Source organism: Nocardia fusca NBRC 14340, assembly GCF_001618425.1.
Lineage (GTDB): Bacteria > Actinomycetota > Actinomycetes > Mycobacteriales > Mycobacteriaceae > Nocardia > Nocardia fusca.
On sequence record NZ_BDCU01000022.1, the window covers coordinates 165151 to 182900 of the forward strand.

Below are 17750 nucleotides of genomic sequence, written 5' to 3' on the forward strand. Positions count from 1 at the left end.
AGACTAACACCCGCCACCGCGGCGTTGCGGTCGGCCGAGCGCGAATGACGCGCTCGGCCGGTCGGATCACGCCTGCTTGGGCTCTTGCGGTGCCTGGACCGAAGGTGGTGCCTGCGGCGTCTCGAGGGTGACCTTCGGTTCCGGCAACTCCGTCGGTGCGCCGGGAGCCTGCACGTCGGCCTCCCCCAGGCCCTGTGGGCGGAGGAACTGCACGAATTTGCCGTGGCCCAGGTTGTCGAGATCGCCGTTCTGGTCCAGCCGGGTGAGAACTCCGTCCTTCCAGTACTGCGGACCCGTCCCGTCGTTGATCACGACGGCACTGTGGTTCTCCCACCTGATCACGTCACCCGTCTTCAAATCTCCCTGCACGGCTTCCCAGGTACCGCCCATGTCCTGCGAGGCCTGCGTGCCCTCGTAGGCGGTGAACGCGTTGAGCGCCGGGTTTCCCTGCTGCCGTGTCAGCGCGTCGGAAACCGCCTGCGGCACCTGGATGGTGGTCTTACCGTCGGGCATCTTGTAGTCGACCATCGCGCCGGGCGTGGTCACCACCGGCGGAGCACCGGTATCGGTGGGCGCGGTGACGGCCGGCTGCGCGCCGGGGCCCTGATCGGTCGCTCCAGGAACAACACCCGGCGACGGCTGGCCGGGAGCGGGAACCTCGCGACCCTGACCGCGGGGATCGTCCTTGCCCTTGTCCTTGTCCTTGTCCTTGTCGTCTTTGTCCTTACCGTCCGCACCCGCCGGGTTCCCGCCGTTCGCCAGTTGGGAAAGCAGCGGGATCATCGCGAGGCTGCTCATATCCGGAGCACCGCTGGTCGGCGAGGACTGGACAGCGGGCTGAGCCTGGGTGGCGCCACCGGTGTTCTGGCCACCGGCGACGGGTTGCCCGGTCACACCGGACGGGGACTGCTCCCCGTCGGTACCGGTGGTATCGGAACCATCCGTCGGCTTCTTGGTCGAGTCACCCAAGATCTGGTCGTACTGCTTGTCCAGATCCTTCAGCGCATCATCCGCGTTGACCGGAGTATTCGCAGGCGTATTGGCGGGGGTGTTCACCGGAGTATTGACCGGAGTATTGACCGGAGTGTTCACCGGGGTGTTGACCGGAGTGTTCGCGGGCGTGTTGGCAGGAGTGTTCGCGGGCGTGTTGGCAGGAGTGTTCGCGGGCGTGTTGGCAGGAGTGTTCGCACCGGGCTTTTCCGACTTCGGATCGTTGCCTGCGTGCCATTCGCCGTCATCAATATATTTCTTCGCTTCCTTATTATCCTTGGCGAGCTCCTCCATATCCTTGACATACTGATTCACCCGGTCGGTGCAATCGACCACACCACGGCGTATTATCTCGTAGAGTTCCAACTCCTCGATATGATCCTGAATACCGATATCTGCCAGGTCCTTATCCTTGTCCTCCTTCTTCAATTTTTCATTTACAACTTCTTCCGCCGGGGTGAGCGCGCCGGAATAGGTTCCTTTCAGAGTCTTCTCGTCTTCTTTGAACGTGTACTTACCCGTAAGACTGAGGGCCATGGCCGCGTTTATGTCCTGAACCTTGTCGAACACCTCTTTGTACGCTTCATGGTTGTGGCGATCGATGGTCAGGACGGTATCCCCGAACTCCTTGTCGATCTTCTCCCAATCTCCCAGCATCTCACCCATCAGGAAATTGGCTTCCCGCTCGCCATCGGCCGTCTGACCCTCACCACCGATATACTTTTGAATGAATGCCGCGTCGAGGTTGTCGTTCAGGTTGTTGTTTTTCTTACCGTCGGTCTCCAGAAGTTTTTCCGGTTTGTTTATATCGCCGGTTCCCATTTGCCGACTCAACCACCTCAACTGGATGTTGGCGAGGTTGATGGCGTCCACCAATTTCGACGAAGGTCCTACACCGAGTTCAGCGGAGGGCGTCTCGATTCTCAGTGGGAAATCTTTGTAGTCGGCGAACAGGTACTCGGTCTTGTTACCGTCTTTATCTTTGTCGTCTTTGTCCTGAAAATATATGCCCTTGGAATCCGGCGGTTTGTAATCTGCGCCGTAAGTATCGGTTATCGAACGAGGATCATCATCTTTTCTCCTCTTGTCCTTATCGGCGCCGTAGATATTGACATTTACGTTTGCGGTGTTTCCGTCATTATCCGCATCCTGAGACTCCGTCTTTACTGTCTTTTTCTCGTACGCCTCACCGTCTGACGTGACCAGAAACTTCGATTCGCCGGCCTTGAAGGTATCGATCAGGACGGGCTGCTGAGTCCAAGGGTCGACCTGATAGAGCTTGACCTCACCACCGACTTTGTCCTGCGCGTAGTAATATCCCGATGTGGGCTGCGAATCCGGCGTCTTACGTTCGCCATCTTTTGTGTATACGTAGTAATCGGTCATCCGACCCCCTAAAGATCGACGATTGCGCCGTTGATACCACCGTCAACCGCTCGCCGAAGCCCGGTTACACGGACATCGCGATCGGTGAAAGCCACCTGAGCAATATGCTCAGGTTTCCCGGGGAATCCCGGCGCCGCCATCGGTATCGGTGTGCTCGAAATGTGCGGCCCCGCGATAGCCGATATCGCCCGCACCCTGGACCCGGTCGGCGAACGCTGTCAGGCCCAGCCGACGAGCCTCACGCCGTGCGCGCACGGCGTGCACAGCGGCATCGGCACCGAAGCCCGCGCCCGAGCGCAGTCGATCCGCGTAGTCGGGATCCGCCTCGGCATGATCGAGGACGCCGGGAACAATCCGATGCTTTCCGTCCGCACGGGAGCGGATATCATCCGGAGTCTGGTCGAAGTTCGCCACCATCCCGCTGGATCCTTTCTTGTCACACTCGCAGGCCAATTGTCTTACATTCCCACAACCGGGGAGGGTGATACGACGAAGAGCCCTGGTGACGAGGCCGAATCAGTGCTGATCACTGAACTCGGCCGCCTCCGCTCGACGGTAGTCCGCTTCACTCGGCAGCCCGCGTGCATCCGCCGCGTGCGGCAGCATTCCATTGTCGAGCAGCACTCGACGTCGCCCGACCTCGGACTTCATCCGTGCGAGGCGAGCCAACCGGACGATTTCAGCTGCAAGCCAGGCATCCGACTGCTCAACGATCTCATCACTCAGGTGCAGTCCGACGATGACGCCTGCCGCATCGCACGCTACTCCGACCGAATAGTCCGGATTGAAAACCTCGAAGATTCGCTCCCGGGGCGACGGGGCCGTCGAGGAGCCGTATGCATCCACGGAACTCACCCCCGGCTTGACACGGTGGCCGAACCGGACGGCCGACCATCGCCTAGGTGCGACGGGGTACCCATGGCGCCTCGGGCATATCAGGCAGGACGGTTTCCGCGATGACCATCTTGTGCTGGCGCGCGGCGTCGAGCGTACTTTCTCTGATGGCGGCCATGATGTCGGCGGCCAGTTCCCGGCTGTCCGTCGAGTGCGCAATCGTGCCGGGCGCGATGTACATATCCGTCAGCCGGAGCGTCCCGTCGACTTCCGGGATCACCCGGCCACTCGGAGAGGGCCGACGAGCGCGGATTCGGTGCACCCGCTCCAGCATATCGGCAAGGGCGTGCGCGAGCGCGCGCCCTTGCGCGAGTACCTGGACGGTCTCCGGGTTCCTCACTCCGAATCACCGGGCGATCGCTGGACTCGCCGCCCGACAGGCGAAGTCGAACTTGCCGACGCCATCGTCACTACTCCTCCGGAAGCAGGCGCGGCGTCAGCGCTCGGCAAACCAGACGGCAACAACTGCGACAATGCTCCTCCTCCCGCCTACTGGGGCCATCCAAATCTTCCACATCGATGAGCAGTTATCACTGCTGGGAAGCTTCCCGGGCGCTCTGGACAGATCGCACGAGCGCAGGCCGCCTGCCGAGCCGAAACATCAGACCTCGTCACCAGCGCGCGGCCAGGGCTCTGGACAGGTGCGACGCCGGCGTTCGCCCGACAAGTTGCGGCTCCAACGCCGGCCGACACGACCGATGTGATCGTGCCGCCGACGTTGCCACATCACGGCCGGCAAGCGCTCGACCGGTAGATGCATTTACGTCTGTCCCGGTTTCGACGCTGTGACCATGCCGGTCATATGACTGCTGGTGGCGTACTCGACCTCGACGAATCCCGCCGCGCGCAACAACGAGGTGTAGCGGCGGATATCGACCGCGTCGAAGGGGTCACCGCCACCGTGCCGACGTGCGGATCGGCTGAACAAGAAGCGCATCCACCGGGTCGGGTGGGCGTCGGCGAGTAGCAACCGACCCCCCGGCCGCAGAACCCGCCACATCTCGGAGATCGCTGCTGCGCGGTGCTCCTCGGGAATGTGGTGCATTACGAAGGTGCACGTCACCACATCGACGGAAGCGTCCGGCAGCGGTAGATCCTGCGCCGGGGCCTGGATATAGCGGTGATTCGGACGGTCGTCGTGACGCTGGTTGTAGGCGACGGCCGCGGCGGACGGGTCGATACCCGCTACGCTGCCCCGCGCCCCGACCCGGGCGCCGAGGGCGCGGACGAGTTTGCCCGGCCCGCATCCGATATCGACGGCATCGTCTCCCGGGCCTACCCCGCTCATCCGGACCAGTTCGGCGAGCAGTCGGCGGTGCCGGCCGAGAAACCACACCGCGGTGAACAGGTTGTAGCGGCGCATACCCGCGATGACCAGGCCGGTCCCTGGGTCGTCGACGAACATGGGTGTACGGGCTGATGTAGTGGAAGAAGTCATGGTTTCATCGTCTGCGGTCGCCCCGGTGTCGACCAGGATCAGTACCGGCGGATCCGTCCGTTTCCGCACAGATCCGCGAATACTGTCCGATCCGCGCCGGGCAGAGAGGAGAGGCCGTGGAGGAACCGGACCGCCGGGTCCGCCGGACCCGTAACGCCCTGCACCGGGCGCTCATCGAACTGATGATGGAACGGCCCTACGACCGCGTCACCGTCAGCGACGTGATCGCGCGGGCCGATGTCGGGCGGTCCACCTTCTACGCCCACTACCGCGACAAGGACGATCTGCTGGTGGTGAGCTGCGCCGAGCATCTTCGTGCGGAGATCGCCCGCTCACCCGATCGGGGCGGATGGGCGCCGGTCCGGGTGATGCTGGCGCTCGCCGCCGGATACCCGCAGGTGTACCAGCCGCTGATCGGCCCCAAGGCGTCCAGCACCGCGCTGCGCGGTTATCGGCACAGTGTCGCCACGATCCTGCGTGAACATTTCGCCGAGCGGTCCGGTGCGGAACTCGACGATCTCGGCGTGACGACCCTGTCGTGGGCCCTCGTCGGGCTGCTCACCGCGGTCACCGATCCCGCGGCTCCCGTCGCACCCGATGCGGCGTGGCGGCATTTCGAATCGCACTACCTGAACCGGCCGCCGGACCCGCCTTCGTGAAATCAGGTCGGGCCTCGTGAAATCGGGTCGACAAAAGAAAACGGGCCCCGGCCGCAGTGGCGGTAGAGACCCGTTCCGGGCCGATGGGATCACCCGGGCAGGGCCCGGTCGGCTTCTTCACGATCCCGAGCCGACCGCGCCTACCTCGTCTCGGCCTCGGTCAGGCCGTCGCGCGGCTGATCGTGACCCGGGCACCGATCAGCGCGGCCAGGGCGAGCACGGCCGGCAGCACCACCATCGGCACCAGCCGGGGCGCGTCGACGAACCAGGAACCCACCGCGGGCCACCACCGCTGCCACGTCACCAGGATGGCGGCGAGCCCGCCGACGAGCAGGAAGACCGTACCGGCCGTGTAGAGGCCGGTGACCCGCCAGCGCTGGTAGACCGCGCCGAGGAAGAGACTGACACAGGCGACCAACCCCAGGAACGCCGCGTAGGTGGCCAACTGGATCAGCCGATTGTCGGTGAAATGGCCCGGCAGGCCGAACATCTCCATCCGCACACCCCACCCGCCGGTGTGGTCCTCGACAATGGCCAGCACCCACAGCAGCAGGGCGGTTCCGAGCACCTGCACGGCACCGACCAGGGCGGTGGCGTTGAAGAAGTCGCGGCGGGTGACGCCGAGGCCGAGGGCGAAGGGGAAGGTCTGGGTCATCGCGCCCATGTAGAAGGCCATGGTCACACCGAGGATCGAGTAGACGCTGCCGGTTGTGTTCGACTCGGTCGGGTCGAGGAGGGCGAAGATCACCCATGGGATCACGAAGGCGGCGACGAGGATCGCCAGCGGCCAGGCGATCAGCAGCGGCCAGGCCACCGTGTGGATCCGGGACACAGCGAGAGCGCGGGCGATCATGAGATTTCCTTGCCGTGCAGGGGTGTGGTTTCGACGATGAATTGCTGCAACGAGACCGGTTCCACCAGCAGTCCCAGGGTTTTCGCGTGCCGGGTGTCGGTGGCGTTGTCGGTGGTGCGCAGCAGCACCCGGCTCTGGGTGCCCAGGGATTCGCGGCGCAATTCCGGCCTGCCCGCGACGAAACGATCGATATCGGGGGTCGGCCCGGAGACCGTGAGAGCGCCGTCGCGTATCTCGTCGGCGGACGCGTCGGCGACGAGCCGGCCGCGGTCGATGAGCAGTACGTGTTCGAGCAGGTCGGCGACCTCGTCGATCAGATGGGTGGAGAGCACGATCGTGCGCGGATATTCGGTGTAGTCGGCGAGCAGCCGGTCGTAGAAGAGTTGCCGGGCCACCGCGTCCAGGCCCAGGTACGGTTCGTCGAAGAAGGTCAGCGGGGCGCGGGAGGCGAGACCGACGATCACCCCGAGCGCGGAGGTCATCCCGCGGGAGAGCTTCTTCACTTTGCGGTCGGTGGGCAGATCGAAATCGCGCACGAGCTCGCGGGCGAAGTCCTCGTCCCAGTTCGGGAGCAGGTGCCGGGCCGCGTTCAGCACGTGCTTGACCTTGTAATCGGCCGGATAGGCCTGGCTTTCCTTGATGAACGACACCGACCGCAGCACCTCGGTGTTCTCGTGTGGCACCGCGCCGTTGATCCGGACCTCCCCGGATGTCTGGAACATCTGGCCGGTGAGCACCTGCATGAGCGTCGTCTTCCCGGCGCCGTTGCGGCCGAGCAGACCGTAGACGGTGTTCTCGCGCAGATCGAAGGTCACATCGTCGAGCGCGGTGACCGAACCGAAGCGCATGGTCACCCCGCGGACCCGGGCGAGTACCGCGTTGTCGAGTGCCGGATCGATGAAGGTGGTGTTCATCGGGTCCCCTCCCGTTGGTCGAGCAGGGTCTTGAGTTCGTCGATGCCCATACCGAGCTTGTCGGCTTCGGCGATGAGCGGGTCGATGTACTGCTGGGCGAATCGCTCCTTGCGCCGCAGTCGCAACGCACCGCGCGCACCGGCGGTGACGAACATGCCGATCCCTCGTTTCTTGTACAGAATCCCGTCCGACACCAGCTGGTTCAGGCCTTTGGCCGCTGTCGCGGGGTTGATCCGATGGAAGGCCGCGAGCTCGTTCGACGACGGCGCCTGCGCCTCCTCGGGAAGCGACCCGTCGATGATCGAGTTCTCGACCATCTCCGCGATCTGCAGGAAGAGCGGCTTACCGTCCGCGAGCACGGGTCCTCACCTTCCCTGGTTGAGTGGTTCATTACTCATGTAATGAACCATAGAGCCTGGGCTGGGTGCCGCGCAAGACGGAAGTCGGCCGTCGGCCGGCTCGAGCGCGCACGCAACCCCACCGGCAGCCGTGCCGCGACGACGACAGCAGCGGCAATCCACACCGAAAACCCCTGGTGGCGTTACGGTGATCACGCGAATCCATCGGATCGACTGCCAGGGGGTCGAGAATTGCTGTCACGCCGGAAGTTCTTCACCACCGCCGCTCTCGCTGCCGCCGCCGTGGGTACCGGTGGCGCAGCCGCCCACGCCACACCTGCTGTCCTACCCGGACAACGCGAGTACCGCACACTGACCATGCGCGGCTACAACCGGCGCTACGTCGCCCGGCCTCGGCAGATCCATCTACCGGCCACCGCGCAGGAGGTCCGGCAGGCCGTCGCGAACTCGGTCCGGGACGGCCTGCGTATCGCCGCCCGTTCCGGCGGCCATTGCTTCGAAGATTTCGTGGACAGCGCGGAGACGAAGTCACTGATCGACCTGCGGCGGTTGGACCGTGTCGACTGGGACGACGAACATCGCGCCTTCTCGGTGGGTACCGGTCTCACACTGGAAACGCTGTACACGGAACTCGCGCGATGGGACGTCACCGTGCCGGGCGGGATCTGCCGGGCCGTCGGGGTCGGCGGACATATCAGCGGTGGGGGTTACGGCCCGCTGTCGCGCAAGCACGGTGTGGTGGCGGATCATCTGTACGGGGTGGAAGTGGCGACCGTGGCGCGCGACGGGAGCGCCGGCCTGGTCACAGCGACCAGGAACGGGCCACACCGAGACCTGTGGTGGGCCCATACCGGCGGAGGCGGCGGCAATTTCGGGATCGTCACCCGCTACCTGCTGCGTTCTCCCGGGTCCGACGGTTCCGACCCGGCCGCCGCACTGCCCCGGCCGCCGCGTTCGATGCTGAGCACCACGCTCACTCTGCCCGTGACCACCGAGGACTCCTTCGTCCGGTTCATGAGCAACTACCTCGACTTCTATGCGCACCACCGCGAACCCGGAAACCGGTTCGACGGGCTCTACGCGCCGATCAGCTTCCGGCCCACCCTGACCGGACTGGGCGAGATGTTGATCATCCAGGCCGCCGACGGACCCGATGCCCGGGACCTGGTGGACGAGTTCGTCGCGACCATCTGCGCCGGTGTGACACCCGGTGCGATCGTCGCCCCGGTGGTCGAACGATCCTACGCCGATACCGTCGCCCACGTCTACTACGCCGGCACCGCGGACCCACCGCGGGTCAAGACCAAGGCGGCATACCTGCGCCGGCCCTACACCGCCGATCAGTTGCGGACCTGCTACCGGCATATCGTCTCCCCGGCGTTCGTCGGCGAATCGTCGCTGGAGTTCCTGCCGTTCGGTGGGGCCGTCAACGCCGTCGCGCCCGATGCCACCGCGATGCCGGTCCGCGATTCGTTCATGAAGATGCTCATCCATGCCGCCTGGCGGCTGCCCGTCGACGACGACCGGCATATCGGGGTGGCCCGGCAGCTGTACCGCGAGCTGTATGCGGGTACCGGCGGCGTGCCGGTACCCGACGAGCACAACGGCGGCAGCTATATCAACTATCCGGACCCCGATCTGGCGGATCCACAGTTCAACCGGTCCGGTATCCCGTGGCACGCCTTCTACTACGGCGAGAACTATCCGCGGCTACAACGGGTGAAGGCACAGTGGGACCCTGGCGACGTCTTCCGGCACCGACTCTCGGTCGCGCTGCCCTGAAGCCGGATCAGGTCAGCGCGAGTACACGGCACGGTCCGCCGGTGCCGCCCACGTGCTTGGGTGCGCCGACGACCACGGTGGCGCCCGCCGGTGGCACCGCGGCCAGGTTGGCGAGCAGTTCTACGCCGTAACGACCGGAGTCGAGGAAAGCGGTGTGGGCGCCGAAATCCGGGTCGGCGGCCCGGTCGAGGCTCAGGGTGTCCACACCCGCCCCCACGATCGCCCGCTCGCGCACCAGGAACTCGGCGGTCTCCGGCGCGAATCCCGGTGCGTGCGGTGTTCCCTCGCTGTCGAGGTTGACGAAGGCGCCGGGAACCTCCAGCCGTCGTTCCCATCCGGAGTACATCGCCACGAACGCCCGCTCCGGAATCCGGCCGTGCCGCGACTCCCAGGCGCCGATATCGTCCACGGTCACCGCGGTGTCCACATCGGTGCCGGCCCGGGCACTGATATCGATTACCACCAGCGGCGCGACCAGGTCACGGGCGGCGAGCATCTCGGTGGACTGCGTGCCGCGCCGGTGCGTCGGCGCGTCGACATGCGTGCCCGTGTGCTCCCAGTAGGCCAGCAGGTTCTGATCGAATCCACCTACCGCTTCCCAGGCGACCGGAACCATGGAGAACGGTGGTACTCCCGGCCACCTCGGAGTTCGTGCGCTGAGCGCATGGGTCAGGTCCACGACTCCGCCGTCGGCGGCGCGCGCGGGTACCGCGGGCACGGCCACACCCAGGGCTGCCGCCGCGCCGGCGGCACGGAGAAACGCACGCCGACCCGGACGGGGCAGGTCCTCGGCGGCCGCGCGCAGGTCTCGGATTATCTGTGGTGTGCACATTTCGCGGGGAGCTTATTCGAGCCGGGGCCCGATACGGCCGTATGCCACGCGCGAACGCGAAATCCACACGACGGGTTCTGCGCTCGCGGTCCGCACCGGCCACGGGCAGCCCGATACCCCCGAGCTCGTCACGACGCCCCCGGCGATCCGGTGGCGTAATTCGGCGGCGCCGATTCAGTTGGTGCGCCGGTAGGAGAGGTCCGGCCACGGCGGTCGCCGCAGCACGGCGAGAGCGGCGATCACGGCGGCGAGCAACCCGATCCATTCACCCAGCAGCGCGATCCGGTTGACGTCCACCGCGGGAACCCAGGTGGCGGCACTGTCGCGAATGACGAAGATTCCCGCGGGTCGTATCGCCGAACCGGGAAAGCTTCCACGGCGCGAGACGGTGATGACGATGGCACCGTCCGCTGTCTCGAACGGTTCGCCGTAGACCGGCGTGGTATCGACCGCGGCTGCACCCGATCGTTCCCGAATCACCATATGTACCTCTCCGATTCCTCGTCCCGATGTGCACCGTGACCGGTGCCGCGGTATCCGGAAGACTACGGCGCGGACGCGCGGGCCGGAGTCGATCCGTACTACCGGACCGACCCGGGACGACAGGGTGCTCCGGCTGTCACCGCCGTCGACTCGATACGACACCGTCCGGGGTGCGCCCCCGGCCGTTCGAATTCGGCAGCGTGGACGGGGCGGTGAGTGGGTGCGCGAGGGTCTTTCTCGGTGCCGGGAATGTCCGTAAATCGTGCTATAACGCACTGAGGTGCGGCTCCGAGCCGGGCAGGGTTGCCCGGAGCCGGTTCACACCCCGTATTCGTTGTCGTGGCTGTACGGCCGGCGCAGAGAGAAGTGTCCGATGAGTCCGACCACTGTCGAAAAGCTCGAGATCGACCCCCTGCCCCGTCCCTGGGGTGCCGAACGCCTGCACCCCCTCATCGGCGCAGTCGAGGAGTACATCAACCGGTCGATATTGCTGTTGGCTTCGGGAGATCCGGGCAGCGCACCGGATTTCAGCGAATGGGTCGACAGCAAAGGGCTGCCGGGTGACGAGGACTTGGACAACCCGACGAACAAGTCCGACATGATCGATAAGTACACCGCCAGAGAGCGGGATGTGACGCGTCTGACCACGGAGCTGGACCGGAAGAACAACGACATCAAGAACTCCGCTGTGGAGGCGTTCGACACCTCCAATGCGACATACAAGGAAATCACCACGATCGTCGACAGGTTGCGGGCGAAGCTCGAGGACGCGCCGGATCCGACGAGAGGTGAGGACGGTATCTACCGTTTGCCTATCGGCGTGGAGTTCGATCTGCTGGTGGCGCTCTGGAACGCGGCCGATCAGGTGGACGCGGAAGTCGAAGGCGCGGCGAGCGCTATGGAAGCCCAGGCTCGCCAGATCGATGGGTCGGTGCCGACTGTCCCGGCCAGCTATCGCACCAACGTCGGCGGTGTCGTTCCCGTGAGCGCCACTGCCTTCCAGCCCTCGCCCGGCAAAGTCGGCTATACGATCACCAACCCGAACGATCCGGCGGGCAGCACCCTCGAGGTGGCGCGAAGTCAGCTCGGCCTCACCGAGGGCTCCGGGAACCGGGTGAATGCGCCGTACAACATCAACGACGCGTGGTGCGCCTCATTCACCAGCTGGGTGTGGGACCAGGCGGGATACAACGTGGACTGGACCAACAAGAACTACGTGCCCGCTATCTGGAACGACGCCGTCGGCGAGGGTTGGAACAGGCAGAGCATCAACCAGGCCCAGCCGGGGGATCTGATCGTGTTCGACTGGAAGAGCGACGGCACCCCTGACCATATCGGGATCGTAGAATCTGTCAGCGGCGGAGTCATCCACACCATCGAAGGCAACACCGGGAACGGAAGCGGTCCGGACGGGGTGCTGCGAAAAGAGCGTCCCATCAGCGCAGGCAATATTGTCGGAATCATCGCACCGCCGCCCACAAAATCACCGGCAGGATCAGAGGTGCGGGTGTAGGTCGAGGACCGCTGTCACCGTGTCTTCACAGGGCGGCAGCGAGCCGAGCAGACGTCACGGTCGAGCCGAAAGCCCTGTCCCGCAACCTATGCGTATACGTATACTTCTTTTATGGATCCACTGAGCCTTGCGGTCGGCGCCGGCCTCGTCGCGATCGGCTGGCTAGGCGGCCGATTCGGATCACGGCGGCGGGCCGGCTCGACACCGAAACTCACGGCACGCTGCGGCTGCGGACACGACCTGGCGCTGCACGACCGCGAGACCGGGAAATGCCACGCCGAACTCTCCCGCAGAGGTATGCACGGCATGCGCGAATGGGTCGGCTGCAATTGCCGCCGCTATACCGGTCCCATCCCGCTGGAAGAGGTGTTCAGCCCACCGATCCTGCCGCCGGAGTCCTGAGCGCGGCGGGACTGTCGCGAGAGCACGCCAACTTCGACACCGAGGCCGTTCCGGCAGGAGCATCCGACGACGATGCGGAACGATCCGCAGCACCCCTCGTGCGTGTCGGTGCTCCTACCGGGACCTGAACGAATCAGGTCAGGCAGCGGCCCATTTCTCGGGATGGAGATGATGCTGGACGAGTGCGTTCGCGTGCCCGTGCCCGAAACCGTGCTCGGACTTCAGCAATTCGACGAGTTCCTTGTGCGAAGTCGACCCCGCCGCACGGAGGACCGTCTTCCACTCCTCGATGCTGCGGCCGTATTTGGCCTCGATGGACGGGAAGTAGGACGCGGGTCCCTTCGGGGTGGTCGCCATCTTCGATCTCCTTGCTGATTACGAACTCGGTAGGTGAGACGGGAGGCTCGTCGAGATCTCATCGGCCGCGCCGACTATGTGTCGCACGTCACTCGATGATCGTTACGGGCGAAGCTCCCCGCCCGGGGCGGTATCTCGCGCTCGCGCCACGCCGAGTTCGGGTCGACAATCGGTACGTGAGCACTCCCGCTCGAATCGAGCGGACGGCCTCCGACTCCGGACAGAGGCCCTCCTCCGGCAGGCGCCGGCACAGAATGCCCGGCATATCCGGCATGCGCAGGGGGTCCCGCTCCGATATCCCGGTAGATGCGCGATGGGTACCCTGACCCGGTTGGCCGGGAGCCTGCCCGGCAAGATCGCGGAATCCCTGCGGGGCGGATCGCGTTCGATTGCCGGAAGGCTCAATGACATGAGCGGCGGACTGCGGAATGCCGAAACGACGCATCGCGAGCTGCAAAGCCGGCTGCCCCGGGAATTCGATCGGGACGGGACCGCGTTCTTCGATTCGGAGTTCGGGGTCCAGATCCCGCGATCCGCGCCACCGTATTCGACTGTCCCTTTGCGGAGGGAATACGCGGGTGAGAACAAAAGAGGAAGCTGGGCCTGGGGATTCGGGCGAGTGAAGTATTACGACGAAACCAGACGGCAGAAGTTCATGGTGACGGTCCGCGACGGGCTGTTGTACGATTCCCGCGGCAAGCTGCTGTCCACCGACGGCAACGGCTGGAGCAAAGGAAGCTACGGCTTGTTCGTCATGGACGAGCAGGGCCGCGTCTTTGTCACGACCAAGGCCAAGCCCGGCCACTTCCATCACTCGACCCTCGTCGCCGGAGAACCCGTGGCGGCAGCCGGAACCATTCGGGTGTCGAACGGTGTGGTGGAGCAGATAACCGACGCCAGCGGGCACTATCGGCCGGACAGAGCGCACACCCTGCAGATGATCCACCGCCTCCGCAGCCTGGGCGTACCGAAGCTCGACCCCCACAATATCCAATTCACATTCGGGAGATAGCGGATGCCGCGGGAGACGAACGAGTGGGACAGCTTGGTTCGGGCCCTGCTGTATCACGTCCAGTTCGAGCCCGAGGTGGACGATGCGGTGGCACGCCGGGTGGCGACCGCTCTCATCGAGGACCCGCTGTGGCGACTCACGCCCGATCGGGAATACGAAATGATCGCCGCGGCACTGCGTTCCCGAAGCCCGCTACCGCCGGAGCGGCCGTCGCATATGAATGATGGAGAGGTACTGGCGTTCCTCTCCCTGATCGTTTCCCATATGGACGCATTGCGTCCATGGCCGGTCCGGGACTTGACCGTGTTACCAGAGGAAAGATTGGCCGAGTTCGCCTCGCTCGCACCGATCGCCACTGTTGATCTCACCGTGGACGATATCGAGGATCGGCTCGATATCCTCTTCGACTTCGACGAGGATTACGGAGATTTCCTGCTGATCCGTTTGAAGTCGGGGACCGAAGTCGGATTACTGAAACCGATCGACGCGGAGAACGGCCGGGTCGACGTCGTCGGTGCCGCCCCCACTGTCCCGGTGTGGACAGTACTCGACGAACTGGCAGCGGCATCGAATCTGGACAGGGCGTTGTTCGTCGAAGCGGCGTAAGCCACCTCGACGGTACCCGCCCGCGAGCAACGCTCACCGGATCAGCAACACCGGCGAAGCCGACCGGTTTTCGGTGCCCGGACGCAGACGAGTCCACCCGGACCGCAATCGCGGAACGGGTGGACTCGGCTACAGCTGTTGCGGACGTACTGCGGACGGAAGACGGTTCGTGAATGCTCCGCCGCAGGCCGGACCGCTATAGCGGCTTACACGTCGAAGTAGAGCTCGAACTCGTACGGGTGCGGCCGGAGGTTCACCGGGGCGATCTCCTGCTCACGCTTGATGCTGATCCAGGTGTCGATCAGGTCCTCGGTGAAGACATTGCCTTCGGTGAGGTACTCGTGATCGGCCTCGAGGCGGTCGATCACCGAGGCCAGGCTGGTGGGGGCCTGCGGGATGTTCTTGGCCTCCTCCGGCGGGAGCTCGTAGAGGTCCTTGTCGACGGGGGCCAGCGGCTCGATCTTCTTCTTGATGCCGTCCAGGCCGGCCATCAGCATGGCGGCGAAGGCCAGGTACGGGTTGCCCGAGGAGTCCGGCGCGCGGAACTCGATGCGCTTGGCCTTCGGGTTGTTGCCGGTGACCGGGATGCGGACCGCGGCGGAGCGGTTGCGCTGCGAGTACACCAGGTTGATCGGGGCCTCGAAGCCCGGGACCAGGCGGTGGTAGGAGTTCACGGTCGGGTTGGTGAACGCCAGCAGCGACGGCGCGTGGTGCAGGATGCCGCCGATGTAGTGGCGGGCCAGGTCGGACAGGCCGCCGTAGCCGGCTTCGTCGTGGAACAGCGGCTTGCCGTCCTTCCACAGCGACTGGTGCGCGTGCATACCCGAGCCGTTGTCACCGAACAGCGGCTTCGGCATGAAGGTGACGGTCTTGCCCTCGGCCCACGCGGTGTTCTTGACGATGTACTTGAACAGCTGCAGATCGTCCGCCGCGCCCAGCAGGGTGTTGAACTTGTAGTTGATCTCGGCCTGGCCGGCGGTGCCGACCTCGTGGTGACCGCGCTCCAGCTCGAAACCGGCGTTCTGCAGGTTGGTGGAGATCTTGTCGCGCAGATCCACGTAGTGGTCGTACGGAGCGACCGGGAAGTACCCGCCCTTGTTACGAACCTTGTATCCGCGGTTCGGGCTGCCGTCGGGGTTGGTCGCCGCGCCGGTGTTCCAGGAGCCGGAGATCGACTCGACCTCGTAGAAGGCGCCGTTCATGGCGGAGTCGTAGCGCACCGAGTCGAAGATGTAGAACTCGGCCTCGGCGCCGAAGTACGCGGTATCGGCGATACCGGTCGAGCGCAGGTACTCCTCCGCCTTGCGGGCGATATTGCGCGGGTCGCGCGAGTACGCCTCACGGGTGAAGGGGTCGTGCACGAAGAAGTTCATGTTGAGCGTCTTCGCCGCACGGAACGGGTCCAGCTGCGCGGTGCTGAAGTCGGGCAGCAGCAGCATGTCGGACTCGTCGATGGACTGGAAGCCCCGCACCGAGGAACCGTCGAAGGCGAGGCCTTCCTCGGCGAGGTCGGCGGTGAAGGCCTTCGCCGGGATGGAGAAGTGCTGCTGCACACCGGGCAGATCGCTGAACCGGATGTCGACATATTCGACCTCCGAATCCGCGATGTACTTGATGACCTCGTCGGCCGTGCTGAACGTCACTTAGTTCTCCTTACGGATAGATTCCCAGCCAGTATCGAGTGCAGGGCGTCGCGACCCGACGCTATGGACAGGGTGTTTCCCGCCAGTCAAGAGTGTGTTTCGCCAGTGTTACACGTCGTGTCGGTGGCGTGTCCTCGGCCACGCCACGAACTGCGGGTTCGCGCCTCGAGCCCTGGTCGGCGCCGTCCGGCGGCTGTCTGATTTGCCCGGAATCAACCGCTGAGCCCGCGTAACAGAGACCACCCGGGCGCGCGGCGGAGGCGGCTGCGGGCACCTTTATCCTGGGAGCATGGCACGTATCACCGGTTCCTGGCTCTCCGGACCTCCTGTCGCTCCCGGTGCGGGTTCCGGCGACGATTACGCCGGAGCCAGGCTGGGGTTGCCCCGCGAGGGCGCCGGATCGCTGCCGGGCATGTTCCGCCGCGTGGTCGCAATGCTGGTCGACTGGTTGATCGCGGTCGGGATCTCGGCGCTGATCGCACGGGGTATGCCGGCCTCGTCGGTGAACCTGATCCTGTGGTTCGTGATCGGGGTGGCGGCGGTGACGCTGTTCGGCTTCACACCCGGGCAGTACTTCCTGCGCATCCGGGTGATCCGGGTGGATGCCGAGGCGCCGGTGGGATTCCTACGGGCGCTCGGGCGGCAGGCGCTGCTGGTATTCGTGATCCCCGCACTGTTCACCGACGAAGACGGCCGCGGTATGCATGATCGGGCCACCGGCACCGCGGTGGTCCGCTCACGCTGAGCCCGGGACGGCGCGCGACCGCAGCGGGTCAGCGGCGGCGGATTGTGCGCTGCATACCCCGCATCTTGGCGTTGGTCGGCATCGGCCCCTTCGGCATCGCCGGACCGCCGCTGCGCGAGCTGAGGGCACTGAGCCGGCCCTCGATCTGATCCATCCGTTTGGTGTCGATATTGCGCGGGAGCTTGGTCAGGTAACGCTGGAGTTCCTTCAGCGGGACCTGTCCCTCCTCGTTGCCGATCATCACGTCGTAGATCGGGGTGTCGCCGATGAGCCGGGCGGTGCGCTTCTTCTCCTGGGCCAGCAGCGACCGCAGCCGTTGCGGCGATCCCTCCCCCACCAGGATCACCCCGGGCAGCCCGATCACCCGGTGCACGGCGTCGAGCTGGGTGGTGGCGGCGATACCGTTGCTGACCCGCCACTTCCCCTGCAGGTTGTCCAGCACCCAGGCGGCGGCGCCGGCCTGGCCCTCGGCTTTTCCGTAGACGGATTTCTGCACACGGCGGCCGAAGATGATGAAGGCGAACAGCAGCCCGAGCAGCAGCCCCAAAGGCAGCAGGAACCACTGCACACCGAAGAGGAAGCCGATCCCGAACAGCACCAGTGTGGTGACGACCACCGCGCCGATCATCAGCGGCAGCAGCAGCTTGTCCTCTTTGCGCTGCATCTGGAACGCCTGCCAGATCTGCTGACGACGTTCCTTCGACTGTGCTTTGCGCGCCGCTTTCGCCGCGGCCTTCGCCTCTTTGTCGGGCTTGCCTGCTGCCATGGCTCCCAGAATAATGCCCGGCCCGCGACGCTCCGGCCACGGGACGGACTCCGACCACAGGCGGCGGCGCCCGGGCACCGGCACCCGTACCGCCGGATGGTCCGCGCCGGAGGTTG

The 17750-nt window shown here is 65.2% G+C and carries 20 protein-coding genes; 7 read left to right on the plus strand and 13 right to left on the minus strand.

Annotated features, from left to right (window positions below; genetic code table 11):
• Positions 1–66: 66 nt before the first annotated feature.
• The 5 genes from NF4_RS13555 to NF4_RS13575 all read right to left on the minus strand — a co-directional run bounded on the left by NF4_RS13555 (position 67) and on the right by NF4_RS13575 (position 4708).
• Positions 67–2376, minus strand: a complete 2310-nt coding sequence (locus NF4_RS13555) for a hypothetical protein (RefSeq protein WP_063127706.1) — start codon at positions 2374–2376, stop codon at positions 67–69.
• 108 nt (positions 2377–2484) lie between these two features.
• Positions 2485–2793, minus strand: coding sequence for a hypothetical protein (locus NF4_RS13560; RefSeq protein ID WP_063127707.1), 309 nt, complete (start codon positions 2791–2793; stop codon positions 2485–2487).
• A 99-nt stretch (positions 2794–2892) separates the two neighbouring features.
• Positions 2893–3222: a hypothetical protein gene (locus NF4_RS13565; RefSeq protein ID WP_232330451.1), complete on the minus strand. Its 330-nt coding sequence runs from the start codon at positions 3220–3222 to the stop codon at positions 2893–2895.
• Positions 3223–3274: 52 nt separating this feature from the next.
• Positions 3275–3610, minus strand: coding sequence for a hypothetical protein (locus NF4_RS13570; protein ID WP_063127709.1), 336 nt, complete (start codon positions 3608–3610; stop codon positions 3275–3277).
• Between the two features lie 420 nt (positions 3611–4030).
• Positions 4031–4708 (minus strand): class I SAM-dependent methyltransferase, encoded by a 678-nt coding sequence (locus tag NF4_RS13575; protein WP_063127808.1) that lies wholly within the window; start codon positions 4706–4708, stop codon positions 4031–4033.
• 116 nt (positions 4709–4824) lie between these two features.
• Here NF4_RS13575 and NF4_RS13580 point away from each other — a divergent pair, with 116 nt between their 5' ends.
• The gene (locus NF4_RS13580) at positions 4825–5367 is read left to right on the plus strand and encodes a TetR/AcrR family transcriptional regulator (RefSeq protein WP_063127710.1); all 543 of its coding nucleotides are present in this window, start codon (positions 4825–4827) and stop codon (positions 5365–5367) included.
• A 160-nt stretch (positions 5368–5527) separates the two neighbouring features.
• Here NF4_RS13580 and NF4_RS13585 read toward each other — a convergent pair whose 3' ends face one another.
• Genes NF4_RS13585 through NF4_RS13595 form a run of 3 tightly spaced genes read right to left on the minus strand, consistent with a single transcriptional unit; the run spans position 5528 to position 7451 of the window.
• Positions 5528–6220 carry a hypothetical protein gene (locus NF4_RS13585; protein WP_063127711.1) on the minus strand — a complete coding sequence of 231 codons (693 nt, stop codon included), beginning with the start codon at positions 6218–6220 and terminating at the stop codon, positions 5528–5530.
• Positions 6217–7134: an ABC transporter ATP-binding protein gene (locus NF4_RS13590; protein WP_063127712.1), complete on the minus strand. Its 918-nt coding sequence runs from the start codon at positions 7132–7134 to the stop codon at positions 6217–6219. The genes NF4_RS13585 and NF4_RS13590 overlap by 4 nt, the downstream gene beginning before the upstream one ends.
• Positions 7131–7451 carry a GntR family transcriptional regulator gene (locus tag NF4_RS13595; protein WP_396941607.1) on the minus strand — a complete coding sequence of 107 codons (321 nt, stop codon included), beginning with the start codon at positions 7449–7451 and terminating at the stop codon, positions 7131–7133. Before NF4_RS13595 ends, NF4_RS13590 begins: the two co-directional genes overlap by 4 nt.
• A gap of 273 nt (positions 7452–7724) precedes the next feature.
• Between NF4_RS13595 and NF4_RS13600 the strand changes: the two genes are divergently transcribed.
• Entirely contained in the window at positions 7725–9275 is a 1551-nt protein-coding gene (locus NF4_RS13600; protein WP_232330452.1) for an FAD-binding oxidoreductase, read from the plus strand.
• Between the two features lie 7 nt (positions 9276–9282).
• Here NF4_RS13600 and NF4_RS13605 read toward each other — a convergent pair whose 3' ends face one another.
• Both NF4_RS13605 and NF4_RS13610 read right to left on the minus strand, forming a co-directional pair.
• On the minus strand, positions 9283–10107 hold the full coding sequence (locus tag NF4_RS13605; RefSeq protein WP_063127714.1) for a cyclase family protein: 825 nt from the start codon (positions 10105–10107) through the stop codon (positions 9283–9285).
• Between the two features lie 174 nt (positions 10108–10281).
• A complete protein-coding gene (locus NF4_RS13610; protein WP_063127715.1) occupies positions 10282–10590 on the minus strand; it encodes a hypothetical protein in 309 nt (102 codons plus the stop codon).
• A gap of 373 nt (positions 10591–10963) precedes the next feature.
• Here NF4_RS13610 and NF4_RS13615 point away from each other — a divergent pair, with 373 nt between their 5' ends.
• A complete protein-coding gene (locus NF4_RS13615; RefSeq protein WP_063127716.1) occupies positions 10964–12103 on the plus strand; it encodes a C40 family peptidase in 1140 nt (379 codons plus the stop codon).
• Positions 12104–12214: 111 nt separating this feature from the next.
• Positions 12215–12505, plus strand: coding sequence for a hypothetical protein (locus NF4_RS13620; protein WP_063127717.1), 291 nt, complete (start codon positions 12215–12217; stop codon positions 12503–12505).
• A gap of 138 nt (positions 12506–12643) precedes the next feature.
• Here NF4_RS13620 and NF4_RS13625 read toward each other — a convergent pair whose 3' ends face one another.
• Positions 12644–12862 carry a DUF4287 domain-containing protein gene (locus NF4_RS13625; RefSeq protein ID WP_030523994.1) on the minus strand — a complete coding sequence of 73 codons (219 nt, stop codon included), beginning with the start codon at positions 12860–12862 and terminating at the stop codon, positions 12644–12646.
• A 313-nt stretch (positions 12863–13175) separates the two neighbouring features.
• On the opposite strand from NF4_RS13625, the gene NF4_RS13630 reads away from it, so the two are divergent.
• Complete coding sequence (locus NF4_RS13630; RefSeq protein WP_063127718.1) at positions 13176–13874, plus strand: IQM protein middle domain-containing protein; 699 nt, start codon at positions 13176–13178, stop codon at positions 13872–13874.
• 3 nt (positions 13875–13877) lie between these two features.
• Positions 13878–14480: a hypothetical protein gene (locus NF4_RS13635; protein WP_063127719.1), complete on the plus strand. Its 603-nt coding sequence runs from the start codon at positions 13878–13880 to the stop codon at positions 14478–14480.
• Positions 14481–14686: 206 nt separating this feature from the next.
• Here the strand turns inward: NF4_RS13635 and glnA are convergent, their stop codons facing one another.
• Positions 14687–16123, minus strand: coding sequence for a type I glutamate--ammonia ligase (glnA, locus tag NF4_RS13640; RefSeq protein WP_063127720.1), 1437 nt, complete (start codon positions 16121–16123; stop codon positions 14687–14689).
• Between the two features lie 289 nt (positions 16124–16412).
• Between glnA and NF4_RS13645 the strand changes: the two genes are divergently transcribed.
• Positions 16413–16868, plus strand: a complete 456-nt coding sequence (locus NF4_RS13645) for an RDD family protein (protein WP_063127721.1) — start codon at positions 16413–16415, stop codon at positions 16866–16868.
• A 28-nt stretch (positions 16869–16896) separates the two neighbouring features.
• Here NF4_RS13645 and NF4_RS13650 read toward each other — a convergent pair whose 3' ends face one another.
• A complete protein-coding gene (locus NF4_RS13650; protein ID WP_063127722.1) occupies positions 16897–17634 on the minus strand; it encodes a DUF4191 domain-containing protein in 738 nt (245 codons plus the stop codon).
• Between the last annotated feature and the right edge of the window lie 116 nt (positions 17635–17750).

Bases quoted from the DNA above. Each gene is read 5' to 3' on its own strand.
- NF4_RS13635 (WP_063127719.1), top strand. From the start codon at position 13,878: ATGCCGCGGGAGACGAACGAGTGGGACAGCTTGGTTCGGGCCCTGCTG.
- NF4_RS13555 (WP_063127706.1), bottom strand. From the start codon at position 2,376: ATGACCGATTACTACGTATACACAAAAGATGGCGAACGTAAGACGCCG.
- NF4_RS13605 (WP_063127714.1), bottom strand. From the start codon at position 10,107: ATGTGCACACCACAGATAATCCGAGACCTGCGCGCGGCCGCCGAGGAC.
- NF4_RS13590 (WP_063127712.1), bottom strand. From the start codon at position 7,134: ATGAACACCACCTTCATCGATCCGGCACTCGACAACGCGGTACTCGCC.
- NF4_RS13620 (WP_063127717.1), top strand. From the start codon at position 12,215: ATGGATCCACTGAGCCTTGCGGTCGGCGCCGGCCTCGTCGCGATCGGC.
- NF4_RS13585 (WP_063127711.1), bottom strand. From the start codon at position 6,220: ATGATCGCCCGCGCTCTCGCTGTGTCCCGGATCCACACGGTGGCCTGG.
- NF4_RS13575 (WP_063127808.1), bottom strand. From the start codon at position 4,708: ATGACTTCTTCCACTACATCAGCCCGTACACCCATGTTCGTCGACGAC.
- NF4_RS13595 (WP_396941607.1), bottom strand. From the start codon at position 7,451: ATGGTCGAGAACTCGATCATCGACGGGTCGCTTCCCGAGGAGGCGCAG.
- NF4_RS13610 (WP_063127715.1), bottom strand. From the start codon at position 10,590: ATGGTGATTCGGGAACGATCGGGTGCAGCCGCGGTCGATACCACGCCG.
- NF4_RS13630 (WP_063127718.1), top strand. From the start codon at position 13,176: ATGGGTACCCTGACCCGGTTGGCCGGGAGCCTGCCCGGCAAGATCGCG.
- NF4_RS13645 (WP_063127721.1), top strand. From the start codon at position 16,413: ATGGCACGTATCACCGGTTCCTGGCTCTCCGGACCTCCTGTCGCTCCC.
- NF4_RS13625 (WP_030523994.1), bottom strand. From the start codon at position 12,862: ATGGCGACCACCCCGAAGGGACCCGCGTCCTACTTCCCGTCCATCGAG.
- NF4_RS13650 (WP_063127722.1), bottom strand. From the start codon at position 17,634: ATGGCAGCAGGCAAGCCCGACAAAGAGGCGAAGGCCGCGGCGAAAGCG.
- NF4_RS13560 (WP_063127707.1), bottom strand. From the start codon at position 2,793: ATGGTGGCGAACTTCGACCAGACTCCGGATGATATCCGCTCCCGTGCG.
- NF4_RS13615 (WP_063127716.1), top strand. From the start codon at position 10,964: ATGAGTCCGACCACTGTCGAAAAGCTCGAGATCGACCCCCTGCCCCGT.